Source organism: Polycladidibacter stylochi, from assembly GCF_001562055.1.
Lineage (GTDB): Bacteria > Pseudomonadota > Alphaproteobacteria > Rhizobiales > Stappiaceae > Pseudovibrio > Pseudovibrio stylochi.
The window spans coordinates 41,826-60,090 of the sequence record NZ_LLWE01000019.1 but is presented as its reverse complement, the minus strand read 5'-3'; the positions used below and the strand labels follow the sequence as shown (position 1 = coordinate 60,090).

Below are 18,265 nucleotides of genomic sequence, written 5' to 3'. Positions count from 1 at the left end.
CCTTAAAAGGCGGATGCTTTTGATTATCAGTATCTTGTAAAATAAGTAAATTTATTCGGCCATAATAATTCTTACAAATAACAATTACTCTTGCGAGATTTCTAATATCCTCGCAAGAGTTAGCGCTGCTAGTTTAATGATCCAAGCTTATCAATTAGTCTTTGTTTGCTGGTTTTCTTCCTGTTCCATTTTGTTAGGTAGTTCCTCGTCTTCTTCAAACGATATTGCTGCACGGTAAAGGTGCCAAGTGGCATGGCCCAGCACTGGTAGCGTGAACAACAACCCTAAAAAGGCCGGTAGCATGGAAACCAGCAGCTCGACTGTAATCGACGCGCCCCAGAGCAGCATTGGCAGCGGACTGGCAACAACCACTTTCACACTGGTTATCATAGCCGTGACAAAGTCATAATCCTTTTCCAAAAGCAGTGGGAACGACACTACTGAAATAGAAAAGAGTACGATTGAGAAGGCCGCACCAACCAAGTGGCCAACCAGTAAGAACATGATGCCTTCACGGGTGGTGAGCACCACTTCAACAAATTCGTGCATTGTGGAAACGCCTTTAAAGCCCAAGAAAAGGGCAATAAGCAGACGAATTTCAAACATCCACATCAACAAGATAAACAGGACAACAAATGCCATCCAGGCAAGCTCGCGTCGGTGTTGACGCCAGATAACCCCAAGAACCCCGGACCAGGTCAGCGGCTCGTTTTTTTCCAGCCGCCTGGAAACCTCATAGAGTCCTACGGCAACAAACGGGCCTATCATCCAAAAGCCGGCTGCAAGCGGGTAACTTAAGTAACTCATGTCGGCCATAAACGCACATAGAATGACAATGTTGCCACCCACTGCAAAAACCAGACCAAAAAACAGCCCATAAGCAGGAGCTGCTCTAAAGTCTCGAAGTCCTGCTTCAAGCGCATTTATGATGTCTGAAAGTTTTATTGCGTGCACACGAGGGGCGGCAAGTTTCGTTTCCGCGCCCATATCAGATGCTTTTTTGTCTTGTTTTAGTGGTATTGATGATGAAACCGAAGCGTTATTCTCTCCCATAAGCGACTCCCATGTTCTGTACTTACACAGTGACGGGAAAATACTTAATTGACCACTAGAAACTTTCATAGATTTATAGGTCATTGGTATTGTGATATACCAATATGATAATTTAATGACCAGTAATTGTCATAAAATGAATAGGTCAGGCATCAGCTCAAGAGTTTATCGATACCGGCATCAATAAATAATGAAAGCAAGAAGCCAAGCGCAACCAGCCCTAAAGCCGGACCAATGGCTATGCCTGTCACGTAGCGGGTCAATATATAACGAAAATATAGGCTCCACCCCACTATTGGCAGACTAAGCATAATCAGCACCATTGCTGGCAATAGGCCCAAGAGATAAAGTAGGCTCAGAGCAGCATGTGGTAATAACAGTAGAAGTGTCGACCAGTTATAGGTTGCGATATAAGCAAAATAGGCTTTTTGAATATTTAACGAGCCTGCAAGTAAAGCCAATACAAGCGGATAGGCGATCCAATCCAGAACCAGAACCAGCGTTTGCAGTGCATAAAAGCTGCTGAAATCTGCTGTTATCTGAGTGGAGCTACCAGCCAGATTGGGGTCGGAAAGCATTTTAATGCCGCTTTGCAAGCTAATGTAATACAATGGCGCAACCATAATTATGGCTGCAAACGAGCGCCAAAACCCCTTTAAGCTAAGGTCGAAAAAAGCCAAAGCGCCTGGCTTTCCGAGAAAAATTCGCCACGAGCCTATTATTGCAAGTTGTGCTTCACGCAGTGATGGCAGTTGCATTCTTTTATTATGAACCTGTTAGCGTTATTGGGGTGATAGCGAACCATGAAGTAATAGTGCTGCCTATAAACGGCACTATTACTTAAGATTTTATTGGCTTCAAGGTGCTGCGAAATAACTTTCGAGAAATTTGAGGTAAATTTTTGCAAGATTATCCAAGTCTGCGGTTGCAACTTGCTCGTCTACCTTGTGCATTGTTTTGCCAACCAGACCAAACTCCACCACAGGGCAATAGTTCTTTATAAAGCGGGCGTCAGATGTGCCCCCTCCTGTGGAGAGCTCCGCAGTTTTTCCTGATACAGCTTGAATTGCAGCAGAAAGCGCTGAAATCAGCTCGGCATCATGGGTTAAAAAGCTATCGGAATGGTCTGGCTTGAAGTTAATTGACCAGTTTACACCATCAGTAGCCGCTGCACGCAAAACCTCTTTGATTTCACTTTGCAAGCTCTCAACCGACCACTTATCGTTAAAGCGAATATTAAAGCGGGCCTCGCACTTGGCAGGGATAATATTGGTTGCGCTATTACCCGTATCTACGCTGGTGATTTCCAGATTCGAGGGCTGGAAACGCTCGTTACCCTGATCGAATTGCTTGGCATTCAAAGCGCTCAGCAGATTGAGCATGGCAGGGATCGGGTTTTGCGCCAAGTGCTGGTAGGCAACATGACCTTGCACCCCTTCAACGACGATATGACCGGAAAGCGAGCCACGGCGCCCCACCTTAATGGCATCTCCGAGTTGCTCTGGGTTGGTTGGCTCGCCAACAATACATGCATCAAATTCAATGCCGCGCTCTTTGGCCCATTCCAGCAATTTCACTGTGCCATTGATGGCAGGGCCTTCTTCATCGCCAGTTATTAGGAACGATATTGTGCCTGCAAACTGTGGGTTTTGCGCAAGATAATCCAATGCCGCAGCCGTAAATGCTGCCACGCCACCTTTCATGTCTGCTGTGCCGCGACCATGAATCATGCCGTCAACAATTTCCCCCGAAAACGGGGGGTGGGTCCAAGCGGCTTCATCACCTGCTGGCACAACATCTGTGTGGCCTGCGAAAACAAAGTGCGGCTTACCTGAGCCTATTGTGGCAAACAGGTTCTCTACATCTGCGGTTCCTTGCTCGCAAAAAACGGGCCGCTCAACTGTAAAACCTGCTTTTTCGAGGTAACCAGCAAGTGTGGTTAGCGAACCGGCCTCAGCGGGGGTAACCGAGGGGCAGCGAATTAAATCCTGACAAATTTTGACAGCAGCCGATAGTTCTGTGGTCATTGGTACCTTCTTGTTCTGTGGAAGTTATGGTTATTTTTTGCAGGCGGGCGGCTATTGGAAGTGCGGCCAAAGATGTTCGGCCCTTTTGTGGGGGGGAGAAAACCTACAACAATACAAACGATAAAGTTTAAATAGGGTACCATAACCAATAGGCCCCAAAACCCCGAGTAGTCGGCATCTTGCAAGCGTTTCATAACCAACGCGAGCTCAGACCACTTACTGGCAATCAACAGAATTGGCAGCATAGGATTTGAGAATATAAACTCATTCAAATCGATACTGATATCGCCTGTTATGGGAATATCATTGATGAAAAATTTTGTCGCATTATAAAAAGCGAGCAACATAATCAGCATCATGAGAATAAAGCCAAGCCAGTAGGCCAGTCTGGACAGGCGGCCGCGCGGGTTGAAAAATACCCACAAAACACCAACGGTATTCCCCCTATTCTTTATAGGTTCTGGCTGGTTCGAGTACTGTTGGTTCATGGTATTGTAATTCCGCACCTATTAAAATCAATGGCAAGCATCTAGCACACTTGATGTGTTTGGCAAACTTTATGAGTGCTCTCATATTTGGTATAAATAACGGTAATTGCAATTGCACTGTCAGCGATTTTCAACAAAGCCCTGTAATAACTCTAGTAGATTTATGCCTATCTCCTCCACCGCATAACCGCCTTCCATGCAAAAAAGTGTTGGCTTTTTAAGTTGGGCCAGTTGGGCACCTATTGGGCGAAAGTGCTGTGTTTGCAGTTTGAACTGGGAAATGGGGTCGATTTCAAACGTATCAACACCCACCGAAACCACGAGGGCGTCTGGAGAAAATATTTGAATTATCTTTAATGCCTGTTGCAAGGTACGTTGCCATTGCTCCCAGCCGGTGCCCAGTGGCAACGGGAAATTATGGTTGTAGCCCAATCCGGCCCCTTCACCGGTTTCATCCTGATAACCCAAAAAATAAGGAAACTCTTGCTCCGGGTCCGCATGAAGCGAGACGAACTGCACATCTTTCCGCGCATAGAAAATTGATTGGGTTCCATTTCCATGGTGGTAATCAATGTCCAAAATACTTACACGGCTAGCACCTTGATCATGTAGATACTGCGCAGCAACCGCGGCGTTATTCAAAAAACAATAGCCGCCGAACATCGCTTCATGGGCATGGTGGCCTGGTGGACGGCAAAGGGCAAAAGCTGCGGTTTCCCCCATAGACAGGCAGCGGGCCGCCGATAAAGCGGTATCAGCGCTCTTACGCGCCGCTTCCCATGTGTGTTGCATTATTGGTGTACCGGCATCGAACGAATAGAACCCGAGTTTTCCATCCAAGTGCTGCGGTACACGGTCCGTGCGTAAATCCGGGCGCGGCCAAACAAAGGGAAAAGCCTCTTCTTCTCTACGGCCTTCATCGAGCCAGTGTTGCCAAAAGCCCTCTAAAAACTGTAGATACTCGTCACTATGAATTCTTTGAAGGCGATTAATCGAGAAGCAATCAGGCTCCAGCACCTCCCCAAAGTTCTGCTTGATCAGCTGGTTCACGATCATCTTTGCGCGCTGCGGCACCTCATTTGCCGGACGTAAGTAGCCATCCGAAATCTCGTGCTGCGGGTTATGCATAAGCTGTTTTTGCGAAAAAAATGTCTTCATACTTCCCCCCTCACGCGCAAGCTATTTGTTATCCATTACTTGCCGTGAAAACCATTCCTATCAATTGCTGCTTAAAATCGTATCTATGCTAATTACACTGGTAAGACCGTTGTTAATGTCTCTATTAAGCCGCGAGAGGCTTCAGTCATTACCCTTCAAAATCAGCTCACCATCTTCAATGGTCAGCTTGCCTAATCTTTTCAATGCAGTCATGCCTAAGAGAACGGTTTTCAGCTTGCCTTCCTCGATAACAATTGCATCCGCGCCTTGAATAGATAAATGGCCAACTTCAAGCTTTCTCAATCGCACTTGTGCTGTTTTAACCTGCCCGCCAGCGGTTGTTGCTTGTGATGTAAACATGTGGTGCGATAATCTAATACCTGCTTTACGGGCAATGGTTGCAGGTATAGCGGTGGTATTGGCACCCGTGTCAATCAATGCCTGTGTTCGATAACTATTTATTCGCACCGGCACAACGTACTGGTTTTGGCTGTTTTCCTTTAAACGTATTCCATAGGCATTGCTTTTACTTATGGCTGTTTGATCTTGGTTTTGAGCTTGTAGCACACTCAACGTGCGCTGTAGCAGGTCAGGGATAACAGCAGCTAATGCAACTAGAAAAAGGGCGATAAATAAATAAAAACGCAAGGTTATTTTCCTTGGGGTACAGGCCCATTACGTGAGCTGCGAGGCCAAACACAAAATTTCTTGTTGATCGGGTGCGCTGGTTTGGGCACCCTGCTTGGTACAAGCCAAAGCACCTGCCGCACTCGCCTGGCGCAGCGCTTGCTCAAAAGTCGCCCCGGCATCCAGTGCGGCGGCAAGCCCACCTACAAAACTATCACCCGCGCCGGTGGTGTCTATTGGGTTAATGTGCGGAGAAGGCACACGCAGCAGCTCATTTTCAACCATTGCTATACATCCCTTTTCACCCAAGGTGACAACAAGTTGTATCCCCTTGGTAAAAAGTTCATGGACCAGCTCTTCCAAAGGCTTTTCATAGCCTAGTGTTTGCGCAAGGGCGGCGGCTTCACTCTCATTGGCAACAATAATATCGACAAGTGGCAGCATAGATGCAAGGCATTCACTTTTGAACGGCGCAATATTCATAATGGTGCGCATTTCCGCCTTATGGGCTAAGGATAGTGCCCGGTGAATGGTTTCCATTGGCAACTCAAGTTGTAGCAACAATGTATCGCCTGCTTGCAATTGTCCTTTGAGCTGGCTTGATCGCACTGCCTGATTGGCACCACTGGCAACGATAATCTGATTTTCACCATGTTGATCAACACCAATCATGGCAGTGCCTGTTGCACCGCGAACCGTTGCAACATTGGCTATGTCTACTCCTGCCGTCTCGAGATTAGCCAGCGCCGGTTTGGCAAAAGCATCTGTCCCTACAGCGCCAACCAGCTTCACCTTTGCACCTGCCCTTCTGGCTGCCAAAGCCTGGTTTGCACCTTTACCACCCGCAAAATGCTGTAGGTCTGGGCCTGATACTGTCTCGCCCGCTCTTGGCAACTTATCTACGCGCACAACAAGATCAAGGTTTATCGATCCGAAAACAACTATCATAATACACCTGTTGTTCTGCGTAGTTTCGGTGGGTACAACACGGCACCTTTGGAAATACAGCCAGGGGCTGACAAGACGCGGCTTCAATGTGAAATACTTTACTAAGACAAATTCGCCTAGATTACCTCAGGTTGCAACGACTATTCCCGATTTGCAAACAAAAACCCCCATGGCTTCGGCCACAGGGGTTATAAAACTGTATTATGCTGTCTGCCAGTTATTTGGTGCCGTACATCCGGTCGCCCGCATCACCAAGGCCGGGCAGAATATAACTCTTTTCGTTTAAACCATCATCAATAGAAGCGGTGAAAATTGGCACATCCGGATGTGCCTTGGAAAAGCGCTCAACACCCTCAGGAGCTGCCAGCAGGCAAACAAAGACCATGCGATTGGCACCGCGTTTTTTCAAGCGCTCAACAGCAGCAATGGCCGAGTTGGCTGTTGCAAGCATTGGGTCAACAACAATTGTCAGCCGTTCATCCATTTGAGCCGGGGCTTTAAAGTAGTATTCAACGGCCTCAAGCGTCTTGGGGTCGCGATAAAGGCCAATATGTGCCACACGTGCAGAAGGTACCAGCTCTAACATGCCTTCAAGCAGGCCGTTACCAGCGCGTAGAATTGAAGCAAAAACCAACTTCTTGCCTGCCAGTACCGGTGACTCGGTTTCCATAAGCGGCGTTTCAATGCGTGTTGTTGTCAGCTCCAGATTGCGTGTGACTTCGTAGCAAAGAAGGTGCGAGATTTCGCGCAACAAGCGGCGAAAGTCCTGCGTTGGGGTTTCCTTCATGCGCATATGGGTCAGTTTGTGCTGAACAAGTGGATGGTCGATAACTGTTGCGGGCATGATCTTCCTCTTTTTTGTGACCCTGTAAGCTGCGCCTTTGGCACTTACGACGTTTTCAATTCGTAGTTTAGTAAGCGGTGTACTTACGTTGAACGCGTTATTACGTGTAACACGCAAGGTATAAAGTGTTCCTATTCAGCACACCTTTGACAATTTATTATGGAGCTGTCCAGTTCTTACGCCTAGTAGACTGGGTTATCATAGCGCAAGTTAATCGTCTTGCCCTTAAGTTTTGTATTTTGCGAGGCATTTTGCCACTGGTGATACCATTCAAGAACACTGGCAATACAAGGTAAGGGCAGTTGCTCGCGCGTTAGCTCTAATTTTTGGCAAATGATAACGGCAAGCTCTTCCACTAAGATAATTGACAGTGCCCGCAGCTCCACAAGGGACTCATCATCAAAAGCCAGTGGCGTTGCTTCACAGTCGTTCAAAGACTGGGTTAGAACTCCGGCCTGCAAAAAGGTTTCAACGCACCTCAGGTTGGTACAGGCTGTGAGTGTATTCCAGTTCTGGACCTCAAAACCAATCCACATTAAAGCTTCAATTATGCTGTTTGTCATCCACTGCATCTGGCAGTGTAAGGGAACCAATTGCGCGGGGTCGCCTTCCTTGCCCAACATACTATGTTTGGCGGTATCCCCCAGATTAACGCCATCCATCGTCGGGGCATTTTTCCAAACCGGGCTGATGCCCTCTTGTAGCAAGTCCAGTAATTTGGCAGCCGTTAGCGGCGCTTCCTGTGCAATCTCTTGCAGGTGGTGAAACAAAAAGCCCGGGCGAATATCGCCGCCTTGCTCGAATAAATCGCCGCGCATGGCTAGGGCTTCACCAAGCGCACGCAAGCGCCGGGTTCGCTCTTTAAAACCCTCAAGAGCATTTCTTGATGTCAGCTGTAAAGATTGTGTTACTTCCTCGTCTTGCAGCGCCATAAGAATTTCTGCATCCACACGTAGCGGGTCTTCTGCCTTCGCCGAAAACGCCCCGGAAGTGAACATATTCAAAACCGCATTTGCCATTGCCTCACGCCCTTGCAAAGTTTCACCACTGAGAGGAGCATCATATTGCCAGTGCTGGTTAGGTTCTGTAGCAAAAAGAGAGGTTACAACCGCCAAGTCTATAGCAGCATAAGCCATTTCTTCAGGCGCTTCAAAACCACGTCCGCCAGCAATCAGGCCCCATCGATCCAGTGCGCCGCACTCGAAGTCACGCCAACATGTGAGCGGGCCAATAGCACCGTCCTGCGCCTTTTCCTGCATTAGCTGTATTAGCTTATCAGCTAGCGGGGCCAGTTTTTCCTTTTCCAAGCGGCTATGGCTTAAAGTGTTTTGACATGCCAGCTCGAACAGTTTTTGTGATTGCGCACGAACGGCCGCTGGAGTGAGAAGATAAAGAGCTGCGGAGTTGCCGTTCGATGGGGTCATGCGGGTCTCATTCAGTTATGAATTAGCAATGTGGCTTAGTATTGATCTATCCAGCCACAACCAAGCTCTTGTTACACAGCTTAAGCCTGAAAGCCAGCGGAGCGCTCACGCTCAACCGGCTATCTTCAGTTTTATTTATTGTTGCGGTAATGCAGCTAGCGCAGTATCCAACTGCTCTTGCAGTTTGGCTTTGGTGGTATCATCGCAAAAAGCCGCAGCAATAGAATTTGCTGTCATTTCTGCAAGTACCAACTGATCCCAACCGAAAACTTCCGTCATCTGAACATATTCTTTACCCAGTGTTGTGTGGAAGAAGGGGGGATCATCCGAACTTAAAGTCACTTTAACACCGGCTTGGCGCAGGCGATTAATAGGATGGAAACGCAGGTTTTCGTAAACGCCGAGCGAGACGTTAGAGTGTGGGCAAACCTCGAGCGTGATTTCTTCATCCACCAGACGGCGGACCAAGTCTGCATCTTCTATAGCTCGCACACCATGGCCGATACGGCTGACGCCGAAGAAATCCAGCGCCCCGCGCACGCTTTCCGGGCCACCAAACTCGCCAGCGTGGGCGGTGAGGCCCAAACCTGCTTCTTTAGCGATCTGGAATGCTTTGGCGAAGTTGGCCGGGTGGCCCTGCCGTTCATCGCCCGCGATACCAAAACCGGTCATAAGCGGATGCGGCGTGTTAACGGCTTCCTGAGCTGCCATTTCAACAGACTTTTCACCAAAATGGCGCACACCGGTGGCAATCATGCGCCCTTCGATACCATTTGCCTGACGGGCACGCATGATGCCTTCACCCAAAGCGTCCAGATAGGTGGCATAACTTAAACCAGCCAGTTTGGCATGATCGGGCGAAACAAATACCTCACCGTAAATCGCTCCTTCGGCGGCCAGCATGCGAAAATAGGTTTCAGAGAGTAAAGCATAGTCTTCGGCACTACGAAACAAGCCTGCAGCCACATCATATTGCGATAAAAACGTGCTAAAGTCATGCCAATTGTAATCGCCATTATCATCAAACAGGCGTGAAACATCCTCATTATACTTTTCCGCTTGTACACGCACCAAATCGGGTGTTGCGGCCCCTTCAATATGGCAATGTAATTCAGCACGAGGTATTAAACCGGGATTTTCTATCATTTTTATCAAGCCTTTTGGAGCAAATGATACAGCAAAGTATCCGCAGATGCCCCATTACCGTTATTCTTCAATCAGTATGCCCTTGGCATATATGGGAAAGGCTGCAAACGCAGCCTTTAAAGTTCGTGTTGCATGCGCTTGCAGCAGTTTAAAGGTAGCTGCTGCCGTGCTCGCTTTGTTTGACGTTCAAAAAGGCCGCGATTGACGCGCCCATATCGGCAAAGGTTTCGCGCTCACCAATGTTACGGCCCGGCTTGCCTTTAACATAGGTCAAAACCGGTACATGTTCACGCGTATGGTCAGTACCTTGCCATGTGGGGTCGCACCCATGATCAGCGGTGAGCAACAACAGATCACCCTCGTTCATCTTGTCCATGAGTTCTGGCAGACGGCGATCAAAGTGCTCTAACGCTGCCGCATAGCCAACCACATCGCGGCGATGACCATAAAGCATGTCGAAGTCAACAAAATTGGCGAATACCAAATCGCCCTCTTTTGCTAAATCAACCGCTTCGAGTGCCCTATCAAAGAGCTGGTCATTTCCTGCGCCTTTGAAAAGCTTGGTTATCCCTTGATGGGCATAGATATCGGAGATTTTCCCAACTGCAATAACTTGACGGTCCGCGTCTTTCAAATGGTCCAGAACGGTGGGCGCCGGTGGTAATACTGAGTAATCACGGCGGTTTGCAGTACGTTCAAACCCTTGTTCGGCATTACCGATAAACGGGCGGGCAATAACACGGCCAATGTTATAGGGCTCTATGATTTCACGTACGAACTCACATAGCTTTAAGAGTCTATCAAGACCAAAAGCTTCTTCGTGCGCGGCAATCTGGAATACGCTATCGGCGGAGGTATAAAAAATCGGCTTGCCAGTTTTTACATGTTCCTCGCCGAATTTGGCGATCACCTCTGTGCCCGAACCATGCGCGAGGCATAATGCATCGTCAAAATCATTGGCAGCATAGATTTGATCGAGCAGCTCTTGCGGAAAACTATTTTCAAGCTCAGAGAAGTAACCCCAGTCAAACAACACAGGAACACCAGCGATTTCCCAATGGCCGGAAGGGGTATCTTTACCTTTGGAAATTTCTTTGGCATAGCCCCACAGCGCTTCCGGCTCGCCCTTAAAATCTAAACCTGGGACCTGCTTACCGGTGGAAGCACGCGCAGCCGCGCCTAAACCCAAACGGTCCATATTCGGCAAAGATAAAGGACCACTGCGAACACCTTCTTTGTTTGCCTGACCTTCAGCACATGCCTTGGCAATATGGCCCAGCGTATCGGAGCCGGTATCGCCAAACACTTCAGCATCGGCAGATGCTCCAATCCCAAAGCTGTCGAGCACACATATTATTGCTTTTGGCATGTAATTTTCCTTAGGTAGCAGGCGCTTCCACGACAAGCGAAAGCGTCTTGCAAAAATATTCACCACAAGGAAAATATCTCATTTAGAGATTTTTTCAAGCAGAGAGTTATAGTGGAGCGATACATTCACCAATTATTGGGTGTTCTTCCACCTCGCTTGCATTGCCGATGCTGTAGGCATCAAGAAGCACGGCTTGCGCCCGTTCCACTTGCTCTTGCGTACGGGCATGAACTATCGCAATCGGGTTATCACTATCCACTGTGCAGCCAATCTCTGCGATACTTGTCAGGCCAACGGCAGGGTCAACGTCATCCTCTGGTTTTACACGGCCACCACCTAGCTCAACCACAGCCAAACCAACGGCACGGGCGTTAACTTTAGTCACAAGCCCCGGCTCTGGTGCGTAAACAGGCACTTCAAGCGGTGCTTTTTCCAAATAAAGCTCGGTTTTTTCCATAAAGTCTGTCGGGCCGCCCAGATGAGCAACCATTTTACCGAACAGCTCCGCCGCTTTACCAGACTGGAAAGCGCGGCGCATGGCTTCGCAGCCCGCTTCGACCGACTCACTTAGGCCCGCATTTGCCAGCGCTTCACCACCTTGGGCTACAGTCACATCCCATAGACGGTTGTCGATGTGGGTGCCTTTCAAAAAGTCAACGGCATTCTGTACTTCAACAGCGTTACCGGCAGCAGAGGCCAGAGACTGGTTCATATCCGTTAGAAGTGCCGAGGTTTTTACGCCCGCTCCATTTGCCACACGGACAAGGCTTTCAGCCAGTGCTTTACCTTGCTCATAAGTTTGCATGAAGGCACCTGAGCCCCATTTCACATCCAAAACAAGGGTTTGCAAACCTGCTGCCAGCTTTTTGGACAAAATAGAGGCGGTGATGAGGTCTAGGCTCTCAACTGTTCCGGTTACATCGCGAATGCCGTAAAAGCGTTTATCGGCAGGCGCTAAATCGCCCGTTTGGCCGATAATAGCGCAACCAATATCTTTCACAGCATTATGGAAAACGTCGTTATCCGGCTTAGCTGTATAACCGGGGATCGATTCCATTTTATCGAGTGTACCACCGGTATGACCAAGGCCGCGGCCGGAAATCATCGGCACAGCGGCACCATTGGCCGCCAAGGCCGGTGCCAGCATGAGAGAGACGTTATCCCCCAAACCACCGGTTGAATGCTTGTCCAAAATAGGCGCTTCGATATCCGGCCATTGCAATACTTCGCCGCTATCGCGCATGCTTAAGGTAAGAGAAATACGCTCTTCAAGCGTTAAGCCTTGGAAGAAAATGGCCATAGCCAGCGCAGAAACCTGCCCCTCGCTAAAGCTGTTGTCTTTTAGGCCCTGTACAAAGGCAGCAATTTCTTCGTTGGTGAGCGTGCCACCATCGCGTTTTTTACGAACAATCTCTTGAGGCAGCATTAGTAAGCCTCCTTCGATTCTTCTTCATGTCCTTCAATGCCGGAAATCACAGCGTCGAGCAGGCCGCTGGCACCAAAACGGAATGTGGCTGCACTCACCCAGTTCTGGCCCATAAGCTCGTCGGCCAAATCAAGGTAGGCTTTCGCATCATCAAGACTGCGAATACCACCTGCAGGCTTAAAACCAACCTGACGGTGGTTTTCGACCGAAGTTTCGCGCAGCACATTGAGCATGATTTCCGCAGCGTCCAGTGTGGCGTTAACAGCAACCTTACCGGTTGAGGTTTTGATAAAGTCAGCACCTTGGGCAATGGCGATTTCTGATGCCAAATGAATAAGGCGCGGGTCTTTCAACTCGCCGGTTTCCAAAATGACCTTCAATTGTGCCGGTGCGGGAATCGCATCGCGAACTTTTTTGATCTGGTCCTCGGCAAAACCACGGCGACCCGCAGCAAAAGCCTTATAGGGCATCACAAGGTCAATCTCGTCAGCACCATCGGCCACCGCTTGGCGGGTTTGCTCGACAACAGCAAGCGTATCCTCGCCGCCCTGCGGAAAGTTGACCACTGTGGCAATACGCACCGGACTGCTTTTTAAAAGCTCGGCCGCTTGCTTGATAAATTGCGGGTAAATACAAATAGCGGCCACCGAGCCGTGCTCGCAAGTAGCTCTGGCAACCAGTTTTTCAATATCGCTTGGTGTACAATCGTCATTGAGGTTGGTCAGGTCAATCAGGCCCAACGTCCGTTTGGCTACCGCTTTCATCGCTTCACTCGTCATAATGACATCCAGTTCAAACAGATAGGTCTTTAAGAAATGCTTTCAAAACAGCTTTAATTTTACTTGCGCCTTTGGGTGCAATTTCTTTGGTCTCGTCATGGGAGAGATCGTGTGTTTGCAAGCCGGCCCCCATATTGGTGATGGTGGAGAATGCAGCCACTTTCAGCCCCAAGAAACGAGCCAGAATAACTTCTGGAACTGTGGACATACCAACAGCGTCAGCGCCCAGTGTTTGCGCCATTCTGATTTCCGCTGGAGTTTCAAATGACGGGCCGGAGAACCACATGTAAACGCCTTCCGGTAGCTCGACGCCAGCAGTTTTAGCAGCTTTGCGCATCGCCTCTTGCAGCTCGGGGTCGTAAGCGCGGGACATATCGGTAAAGCGGCTTTCATCCATTTCACCGATGAGCGGGTTTAAGCCCGACCAGTTAATATGATCGGTAATCAGCATGGCAGAACCGGGTGCAATATGTTCGCGCAGAGAACCGGCGGCATTGGTAGCAATGATGATTTCACAGCCCAAAGCTTTCAAGGTTTCCAGCGGGGTGCGCATGATGGAAGAGTTACCGCTTTCATAATAGTGCGCACGGCCAGAGAGAATGGCAACTTCAACACCTTCCAGACGTCCCAAAACCAATTCGCTGGCATGCGCGGTAACCGAAGACACTGGAAAGCCGGAAAGTTCGCTGTACGCAATGCGCTTGCAATCTTCCACTTCGGTTGCCAAAGAGCCGAGACCAGAACCAAGAATAATACCGACTTTATATGCTGCAGGGCGGGTTTTTGCTACAATCGCCGCGCTCTCATGTGCTTGTTTATTCATGACTGTTCCTCAGTTTTGTTCTTCTAGCTCAAAACCTGCTGGCAGCAACTCGCCAACAGTGAAAGTTCGGCGCAGACCCTCAAGGTTGGCAACGTGAACCTTGACATCGTTATCTGCAAATTCCTTCAGTTTTTGGCGGCAACCACCACAAGGGGTGCAAAGGGCTGCATCAGCGATAACCACCACCTCTTTAATCCGCGAACTGCCCGCGCGGATCATGGCAGCAATAGCACCCGCTTCGGCACAGGTGCCTTCCGGATACGCGGCATTTTCCACATTGCAGCCCGAAACGACACTATCGTTATTGGTAAGGATCGCAGCGCCGACCTTAAAACGCGAATACGGTACATATGCGGTTTCGCGGGCAGTTTTGGCCTCCGCAAACAAACTATCGAAAACACTCATTAGGTGCGCTCCTTCACATATGGAATGCCAGAGGCTTTCGGCGGTATTGCACGGCCAACAAAACCAGCCAGCAAAATAACCGTCAGGATATACGGCATTGCCTGGAAAATCTGGACAGGCACTTCACCAATGCCGGGAATTTCCTGCCCTTGCATACGAATGGCCACTGCGTCCAAGAAACCAAAGAGCAGGCAAGCAAACATGGCATTTTTAGGTTGCCACTTTGCAAAGATAAGCGCAGCCAAGGCAATAAAACCTTTACCGGCACTCATATCCTTAATGAAGCCTGCTGACTGGCCAATCGCCAAATAAGTGCCTGCAAAACCGGTAAAGACACCGCACATAATTACCGCACGATAGCGCAGCCAAGTCACCGAAATACCAGCGGTGTCTACTGCTGCAGGGCTTTCGCCAACAGCCCGCAAGCGAAGGCCAAAACGGGTGCGGAAAATAACCCACCATGTGAATGGCACCGCCAAGAAAGACAGATAAACAAGAATGTTATGACCCGAGATTAACTCGGAGTACAACAAGCCGATGTACGGCACATCTTTTACGCTATCGGCAAAAGGCAGGGTGATTTCGCCAAACCTTGCAGAGTGTTCCAGCTGCGGGGTACGCCCACCTTGCTTAAACCATGCCTGACCGAGCAAAATAGTGAGGCCAGCTGCCAGAAAGTTAATGGCAACACCGGTAACCACCTGGTTGCCGCGCTGGGTAATGGAGGCAAATCCATGAATTAACGCCAGCATAATCGAAACAATTACAGCGGCGCCAAGACCAGCCCAGGCACTGCCGGTAACATATGCAGCAGCACCAGCGGCGAATGCACCGCCCAACATCTTGCCCTCAAGGCCGATATCAACGACCCCAGAACGTTCAGAGTAAAGACCTGCCAAACACGCGAACAGCAAAGGAACAGAAAGGCGTACAGTACTATCAAGAATAAGAATTATAGTCTCATACATTAGGCTGTCTCCTGACCATTCTTTGCCGTTACAAAGCGGTTGAAGAAGGCAACAACTGCTGGACGGAACAGGTGTTCAAGTGCACCGGCGAACAAAATCACAAAGGCCTGAATAACCACGATCATATCGCGGGTGATACTGGGAATTTCAAAGGCGAGTTCCGCTCCACCTTGGTAAAGCAGGCCAAAAAGTAGAGAGGCCAGAATAATACCAACAGGATGGTTGCGGCCCATTAATGCGACAGCGATACCCACAAAACCGTAGCCTGCGGTGAAGTCGAGCAAAAGCTTCGACTGTGCCCCCATCACCTCGTTCATGCCCATCAGGCCAGCCAAACCACCGGAGATCAGCATGGTGATGATTGTGATGCGTAAAGGAGATATCCCGGCGTACTCTGCCGCTGTCGGGTTGGCCCCTAAAGAGCGCATTTCAAAGCCCAATTTGGTGCGCCATATGAGCACCCAAACAAAAACACATGCGATCAAAGCTATAAACAGCGCAAGGTTTACAGGTGACTGCCCCAAATCAAAACTCGGGAATATGGTGCGCAGCCACGGTAGCTGCCCCCCAACATCAAAGTTGCGGCTTGCCGGTTGCATGGACCCTTTCGGGATCATCACATTGGAAAGCAAATACACCATGATGTTGGCAGCAATGTAATTGAACATAATGGTGGTGATAACGACGTGCGAACCACGCTTGGCCTGCAACCAGGCGGGAATAAACGCCCAAGCGGCACCAAATAGTGCACCGCCCAAAATAGCGAATGGCAGTGTGACCCACCATGGCACAATATGATCGAGCGCCAAACAGGCCAGCGCGATACCCAAACCGCCGATATAGGCTTGTCCTTCACCGCCAATATTGAAAAGGCCCGCGTGGAATGCAACGGCAACAGCAAGACCGGTAAAAATAAAATTGGTGGCATAAAACAGCGTATAGCCGATCCCCTCACCATAGCCCAGTGCACCGTAAAGGATCCATTTTACCGCTTCAAACGGATCTTCACCGATAAGAACGACCACAAGGCCAGATACGAAAAAGGCGGCAAGCAGGTTCAAAGCCGGAAGCAGAACGTAGTCAACCCAACGGGGCAATTGTCCTCGTGCCATATCAAGCCTTCCTATTCTTAAATGAATCTGTGAAATTGGATGCGCAAATTTGTTCTGTGATTATCGTCATGATGGCTGATCTCCATCACGCACACCGGCCATCAGGCAACCCAAATCCGTTTCGGTTGCTTCCGGTCCACGCTCGCCAACGATTTCGCCATCGAACATGACAATGATCCGATCAGAGAGCGAACGGATTTCATCAAGCTCAACGGAAACGAGAAGAACCGCTTTGCCAGCATCGCGCATTTCGATAATCCGCTTGTGAATGTACTCAATCGCGCCAATATCAACGCCACGTGTGGGCTGACCGACGAGCAATACATCCGGATCGCACTCAATCTCGCGCGCCAGAACGATTTTTTGCTGGTTCCCCCCCGAGAACTTGGCAACTTGCAACTCGGTACTTGGCGGGCGAATGTCATACTTTTCAATGCGCTCTTCGGCTTCTTTGCGAATGGCGGCAATATCCAGTGTCAGGCCCTTGGAGTATTTTTGGGCACCATGATAGCCCAAGATCGAGTTCTCATACTCGGGGAATGCATTAATCAGGCCCATTTTATGGCGATCTTCCGGAACGTGGCTCATGCCATATTCACGCATGACAGCCGCGCCATGCTTATCACTCAAATCGAGTTTATGGCCTACAATTTCAATCTGGCCAGTGTGCGCACGGATAATACCTGAAAGCGCAGCAAGAAGCTGCGATTGACCGTTACCCGAAACTCCGGCAACCCCCAGAATTTCACCTGCTTTCACCTCAAGGGAAACATCTTTCACACGGCGAACGCCGCGCTCGTCAACCACATTCAGCCCTTCGACCTTCAGCAGTGTTTTCCCAGGGCTCGCCGGCTGCTTGTCCACTTCCAGCAATACAGAGCGGCCCACCATAAGCTCGGCCAGCTCGCTCATAGAGGTTTGGGCCGTTTTGCGTGTTGCCACCATTTCACCGCGCCGCATTACCGAAACCGTATCGGTAATATGCATAATCTCGCGCAGTTTGTGGGTAATGAGCAAAACTGTTTTGCCCTGATCACGCAGAACTTCAAGTATCCTAAACAGGTGGTCCGCTTCTGCCGGTGTCAGAACGCCAGTTGGCTCGTCAAGAATAAGAACATCGGCACCGCGATATAGTGCTTTTAATATTTCAACGCGCTGTTGCAAGCCAACAGGCAATTCCCCAACAATAGCATCGGGGTCTACCCGCATATCGTATTCGTCGGCCAGACGTGCCAACTCTTTACGTGCTTGGGCAATCCCTTTGTTGAGTAGCGCACCGCCTTCGGCCCCCAACATGACATTTTCAACGACACTAAAAGTATCCACCAGCATAAAGTGCTGATGAACCATGCCGATGCCTTTTTCGATTGCTGTTTTGGAATCCGGAATTTTTGCTTTTTTACCGGAGATAAAAATCTCACCAGTATCCGCCCCATAAAACCCGTAGAGAATTGACATCAAGGTCGATTTACCGGCACCATTTTCGCCGATAATCCCGTGTATGGAGCCCTTACCCACGACCAAGTCAATATCTTTATTGGCGACAACCGGACCGAAGCTTTTACCTATGCCTCGAAGCTCGATTGCCGGAATTTCGCTCTGTGCTATGGCAGCACCAGCTTGCGGTTGCCCAAGTCTCTCAGTCACCTGCCCAACTCCGGTTTATTT

General features: G+C 49.4%; 18 protein-coding genes. All 18 read right to left on the bottom strand.

Translation table 11 applies throughout. The annotated features are described in order from the left end of the window. Window positions 1-150: 150 nt before the first annotated feature. Window positions 151-987 carry a DUF2189 domain-containing protein gene (locus AYK67_RS05400; RefSeq protein ID WP_068083772.1) on the bottom strand — a complete coding sequence of 279 codons (837 nt, stop codon included), beginning with the start codon at window positions 985-987 and terminating at the stop codon, window positions 151-153. A gap of 218 nt (window positions 988-1,205) precedes the next feature. Further along, complete coding sequence (locus AYK67_RS05395; protein WP_068083418.1) at window positions 1,206-1,811, bottom strand: hypothetical protein; 606 nt, start codon at window positions 1,809-1,811, stop codon at window positions 1,206-1,208. A gap of 99 nt (window positions 1,812-1,910) precedes the next feature. Continuing rightward, on the bottom strand, window positions 1,911-3,080 hold the full coding sequence (gene dapE, locus AYK67_RS05390; RefSeq protein ID WP_068083415.1) for a succinyl-diaminopimelate desuccinylase: 1,170 nt from the start codon (window positions 3,078-3,080) through the stop codon (window positions 1,911-1,913). After that, on the bottom strand, window positions 3,077-3,568 hold the full coding sequence (locus tag AYK67_RS05385) for a DUF805 domain-containing protein (RefSeq protein ID WP_068083413.1): 492 nt from the start codon (window positions 3,566-3,568) through the stop codon (window positions 3,077-3,079). The genes dapE and AYK67_RS05385 overlap by 4 nt, the downstream gene beginning before the upstream one ends. Window positions 3,569-3,688: 120 nt before the next feature. Next, window positions 3,689-4,726: a histone deacetylase family protein gene (locus AYK67_RS05380; protein ID WP_068083410.1), complete on the bottom strand. Its 1,038-nt coding sequence runs from the start codon at window positions 4,724-4,726 to the stop codon at window positions 3,689-3,691. A gap of 141 nt (window positions 4,727-4,867) precedes the next feature. Then, complete coding sequence (locus AYK67_RS05375; protein WP_068083407.1) at window positions 4,868-5,374, bottom strand: retropepsin-like aspartic protease family protein; 507 nt, start codon at window positions 5,372-5,374, stop codon at window positions 4,868-4,870. Between the two features lie 27 nt (window positions 5,375-5,401). Then, window positions 5,402-6,301 carry a ribokinase gene (locus tag AYK67_RS05370; protein WP_068083405.1) on the bottom strand — a complete coding sequence of 300 codons (900 nt, stop codon included), beginning with the start codon at window positions 6,299-6,301 and terminating at the stop codon, window positions 5,402-5,404. Between the two features lie 217 nt (window positions 6,302-6,518). Beyond that, window positions 6,519-7,145 carry a uracil phosphoribosyltransferase gene (gene upp, locus AYK67_RS05365; RefSeq protein WP_068083402.1) on the bottom strand — a complete coding sequence of 209 codons (627 nt, stop codon included), beginning with the start codon at window positions 7,143-7,145 and terminating at the stop codon, window positions 6,519-6,521. Between the two features lie 182 nt (window positions 7,146-7,327). Next, window positions 7,328-8,569 carry a DUF1688 family protein gene (locus AYK67_RS05360; RefSeq protein ID WP_068083400.1) on the bottom strand — a complete coding sequence of 414 codons (1,242 nt, stop codon included), beginning with the start codon at window positions 8,567-8,569 and terminating at the stop codon, window positions 7,328-7,330. A gap of 135 nt (window positions 8,570-8,704) precedes the next feature. Next, on the bottom strand, window positions 8,705-9,715 hold the full coding sequence (locus AYK67_RS05355; RefSeq protein ID WP_068083397.1) for an adenosine deaminase: 1,011 nt from the start codon (window positions 9,713-9,715) through the stop codon (window positions 8,705-8,707). Window positions 9,716-9,863: 148 nt separating this feature from the next. After that, the gene (locus AYK67_RS05350; RefSeq protein WP_068083395.1) at window positions 9,864-11,084 is read right to left on the bottom strand and encodes a phosphopentomutase; all 1,221 of its coding nucleotides are present in this window, start codon (window positions 11,082-11,084) and stop codon (window positions 9,864-9,866) included. 106 nt (window positions 11,085-11,190) lie between these two features. After that, the gene (gene deoA / locus AYK67_RS05345) at window positions 11,191-12,510 is read right to left on the bottom strand and encodes a thymidine phosphorylase (protein WP_068083392.1); all 1,320 of its coding nucleotides are present in this window, start codon (window positions 12,508-12,510) and stop codon (window positions 11,191-11,193) included. Then, a complete protein-coding gene (gene deoC / locus AYK67_RS05340) occupies window positions 12,510-13,289 on the bottom strand; it encodes a deoxyribose-phosphate aldolase (RefSeq protein ID WP_068083389.1) in 780 nt (259 codons plus the stop codon). The genes deoA and deoC overlap by 1 nt, the downstream gene beginning before the upstream one ends. A gap of 13 nt (window positions 13,290-13,302) precedes the next feature. Continuing rightward, on the bottom strand, window positions 13,303-14,112 hold the full coding sequence (locus tag AYK67_RS05335; RefSeq protein ID WP_068083386.1) for a purine-nucleoside phosphorylase: 810 nt from the start codon (window positions 14,110-14,112) through the stop codon (window positions 13,303-13,305). Between the two features lie 9 nt (window positions 14,113-14,121). Next, window positions 14,122-14,517 (bottom strand): cytidine deaminase, encoded by a 396-nt coding sequence (cdd, locus tag AYK67_RS05330; RefSeq protein WP_068083384.1) that lies wholly within the window; start codon window positions 14,515-14,517, stop codon window positions 14,122-14,124. Next, window positions 14,517-15,485 carry an ABC transporter permease gene (locus AYK67_RS05325; RefSeq protein WP_068083381.1) on the bottom strand — a complete coding sequence of 323 codons (969 nt, stop codon included), beginning with the start codon at window positions 15,483-15,485 and terminating at the stop codon, window positions 14,517-14,519. Before AYK67_RS05325 ends, cdd begins: the two co-directional genes overlap by 1 nt. Continuing rightward, window positions 15,485-16,597, bottom strand: a complete 1,113-nt coding sequence (locus AYK67_RS05320) for an ABC transporter permease (RefSeq protein ID WP_068083379.1) — start codon at window positions 16,595-16,597, stop codon at window positions 15,485-15,487. Before AYK67_RS05320 ends, AYK67_RS05325 begins: the two co-directional genes overlap by 1 nt. 66 nt (window positions 16,598-16,663) lie before the next feature. Beyond that, window positions 16,664-18,205, bottom strand: coding sequence for an ABC transporter ATP-binding protein (locus AYK67_RS05315; RefSeq protein WP_068083769.1), 1,542 nt, complete (start codon window positions 18,203-18,205; stop codon window positions 16,664-16,666). Window positions 18,206-18,265 lie beyond the last annotated feature (60 nt).

What these genes read in the sequence shown, in the direction of transcription:
- AYK67_RS05400 (WP_068083772.1), bottom strand. Translation starts at nt 987, where the DNA reads ATGGGCGCGGAAACGAAACTTGCCGCCCCTCGTGTGCACGCAATAAAA.
- AYK67_RS05395 (WP_068083418.1), bottom strand. Translation starts at nt 1,811, where the DNA reads ATGCAACTGCCATCACTGCGTGAAGCACAACTTGCAATAATAGGCTCG.
- dapE (WP_068083415.1), bottom strand. Translation starts at nt 3,080, where the DNA reads ATGACCACAGAACTATCGGCTGCTGTCAAAATTTGTCAGGATTTAATT.
- AYK67_RS05385 (WP_068083413.1), bottom strand. Translation starts at nt 3,568, where the DNA reads ATGAACCAACAGTACTCGAACCAGCCAGAACCTATAAAGAATAGGGGG.
- AYK67_RS05380 (WP_068083410.1), bottom strand. Translation starts at nt 4,726, where the DNA reads ATGAAGACATTTTTTTCGCAAAAACAGCTTATGCATAACCCGCAGCAC.
- AYK67_RS05370 (WP_068083405.1), bottom strand. Translation starts at nt 6,301, where the DNA reads ATGATAGTTGTTTTCGGATCGATAAACCTTGATCTTGTTGTGCGCGTA.
- upp (WP_068083402.1), bottom strand. Translation starts at nt 7,145, where the DNA reads ATGCCCGCAACAGTTATCGACCATCCACTTGTTCAGCACAAACTGACC.
- AYK67_RS05360 (WP_068083400.1), bottom strand. Translation starts at nt 8,569, where the DNA reads ATGACCCCATCGAACGGCAACTCCGCAGCTCTTTATCTTCTCACTCCA.
- AYK67_RS05355 (WP_068083397.1), bottom strand. Translation starts at nt 9,715, where the DNA reads ATGATAGAAAATCCCGGTTTAATACCTCGTGCTGAATTACATTGCCAT.
- AYK67_RS05350 (WP_068083395.1), bottom strand. Translation starts at nt 11,084, where the DNA reads ATGCCAAAAGCAATAATATGTGTGCTCGACAGCTTTGGGATTGGAGCA.
- deoA (WP_068083392.1), bottom strand. Translation starts at nt 12,510, where the DNA reads ATGCTGCCTCAAGAGATTGTTCGTAAAAAACGCGATGGTGGCACGCTC.
- deoC (WP_068083389.1), bottom strand. Translation starts at nt 13,289, where the DNA reads ATGACGAGTGAAGCGATGAAAGCGGTAGCCAAACGGACGTTGGGCCTG.
- AYK67_RS05335 (WP_068083386.1), bottom strand. Translation starts at nt 14,112, where the DNA reads ATGAATAAACAAGCACATGAGAGCGCGGCGATTGTAGCAAAAACCCGC.
- cdd (WP_068083384.1), bottom strand. Translation starts at nt 14,517, where the DNA reads ATGAGTGTTTTCGATAGTTTGTTTGCGGAGGCCAAAACTGCCCGCGAA.
- AYK67_RS05325 (WP_068083381.1), bottom strand. Translation starts at nt 15,485, where the DNA reads ATGTATGAGACTATAATTCTTATTCTTGATAGTACTGTACGCCTTTCT.
- AYK67_RS05320 (WP_068083379.1), bottom strand. Translation starts at nt 16,597, where the DNA reads ATGGCACGAGGACAATTGCCCCGTTGGGTTGACTACGTTCTGCTTCCG.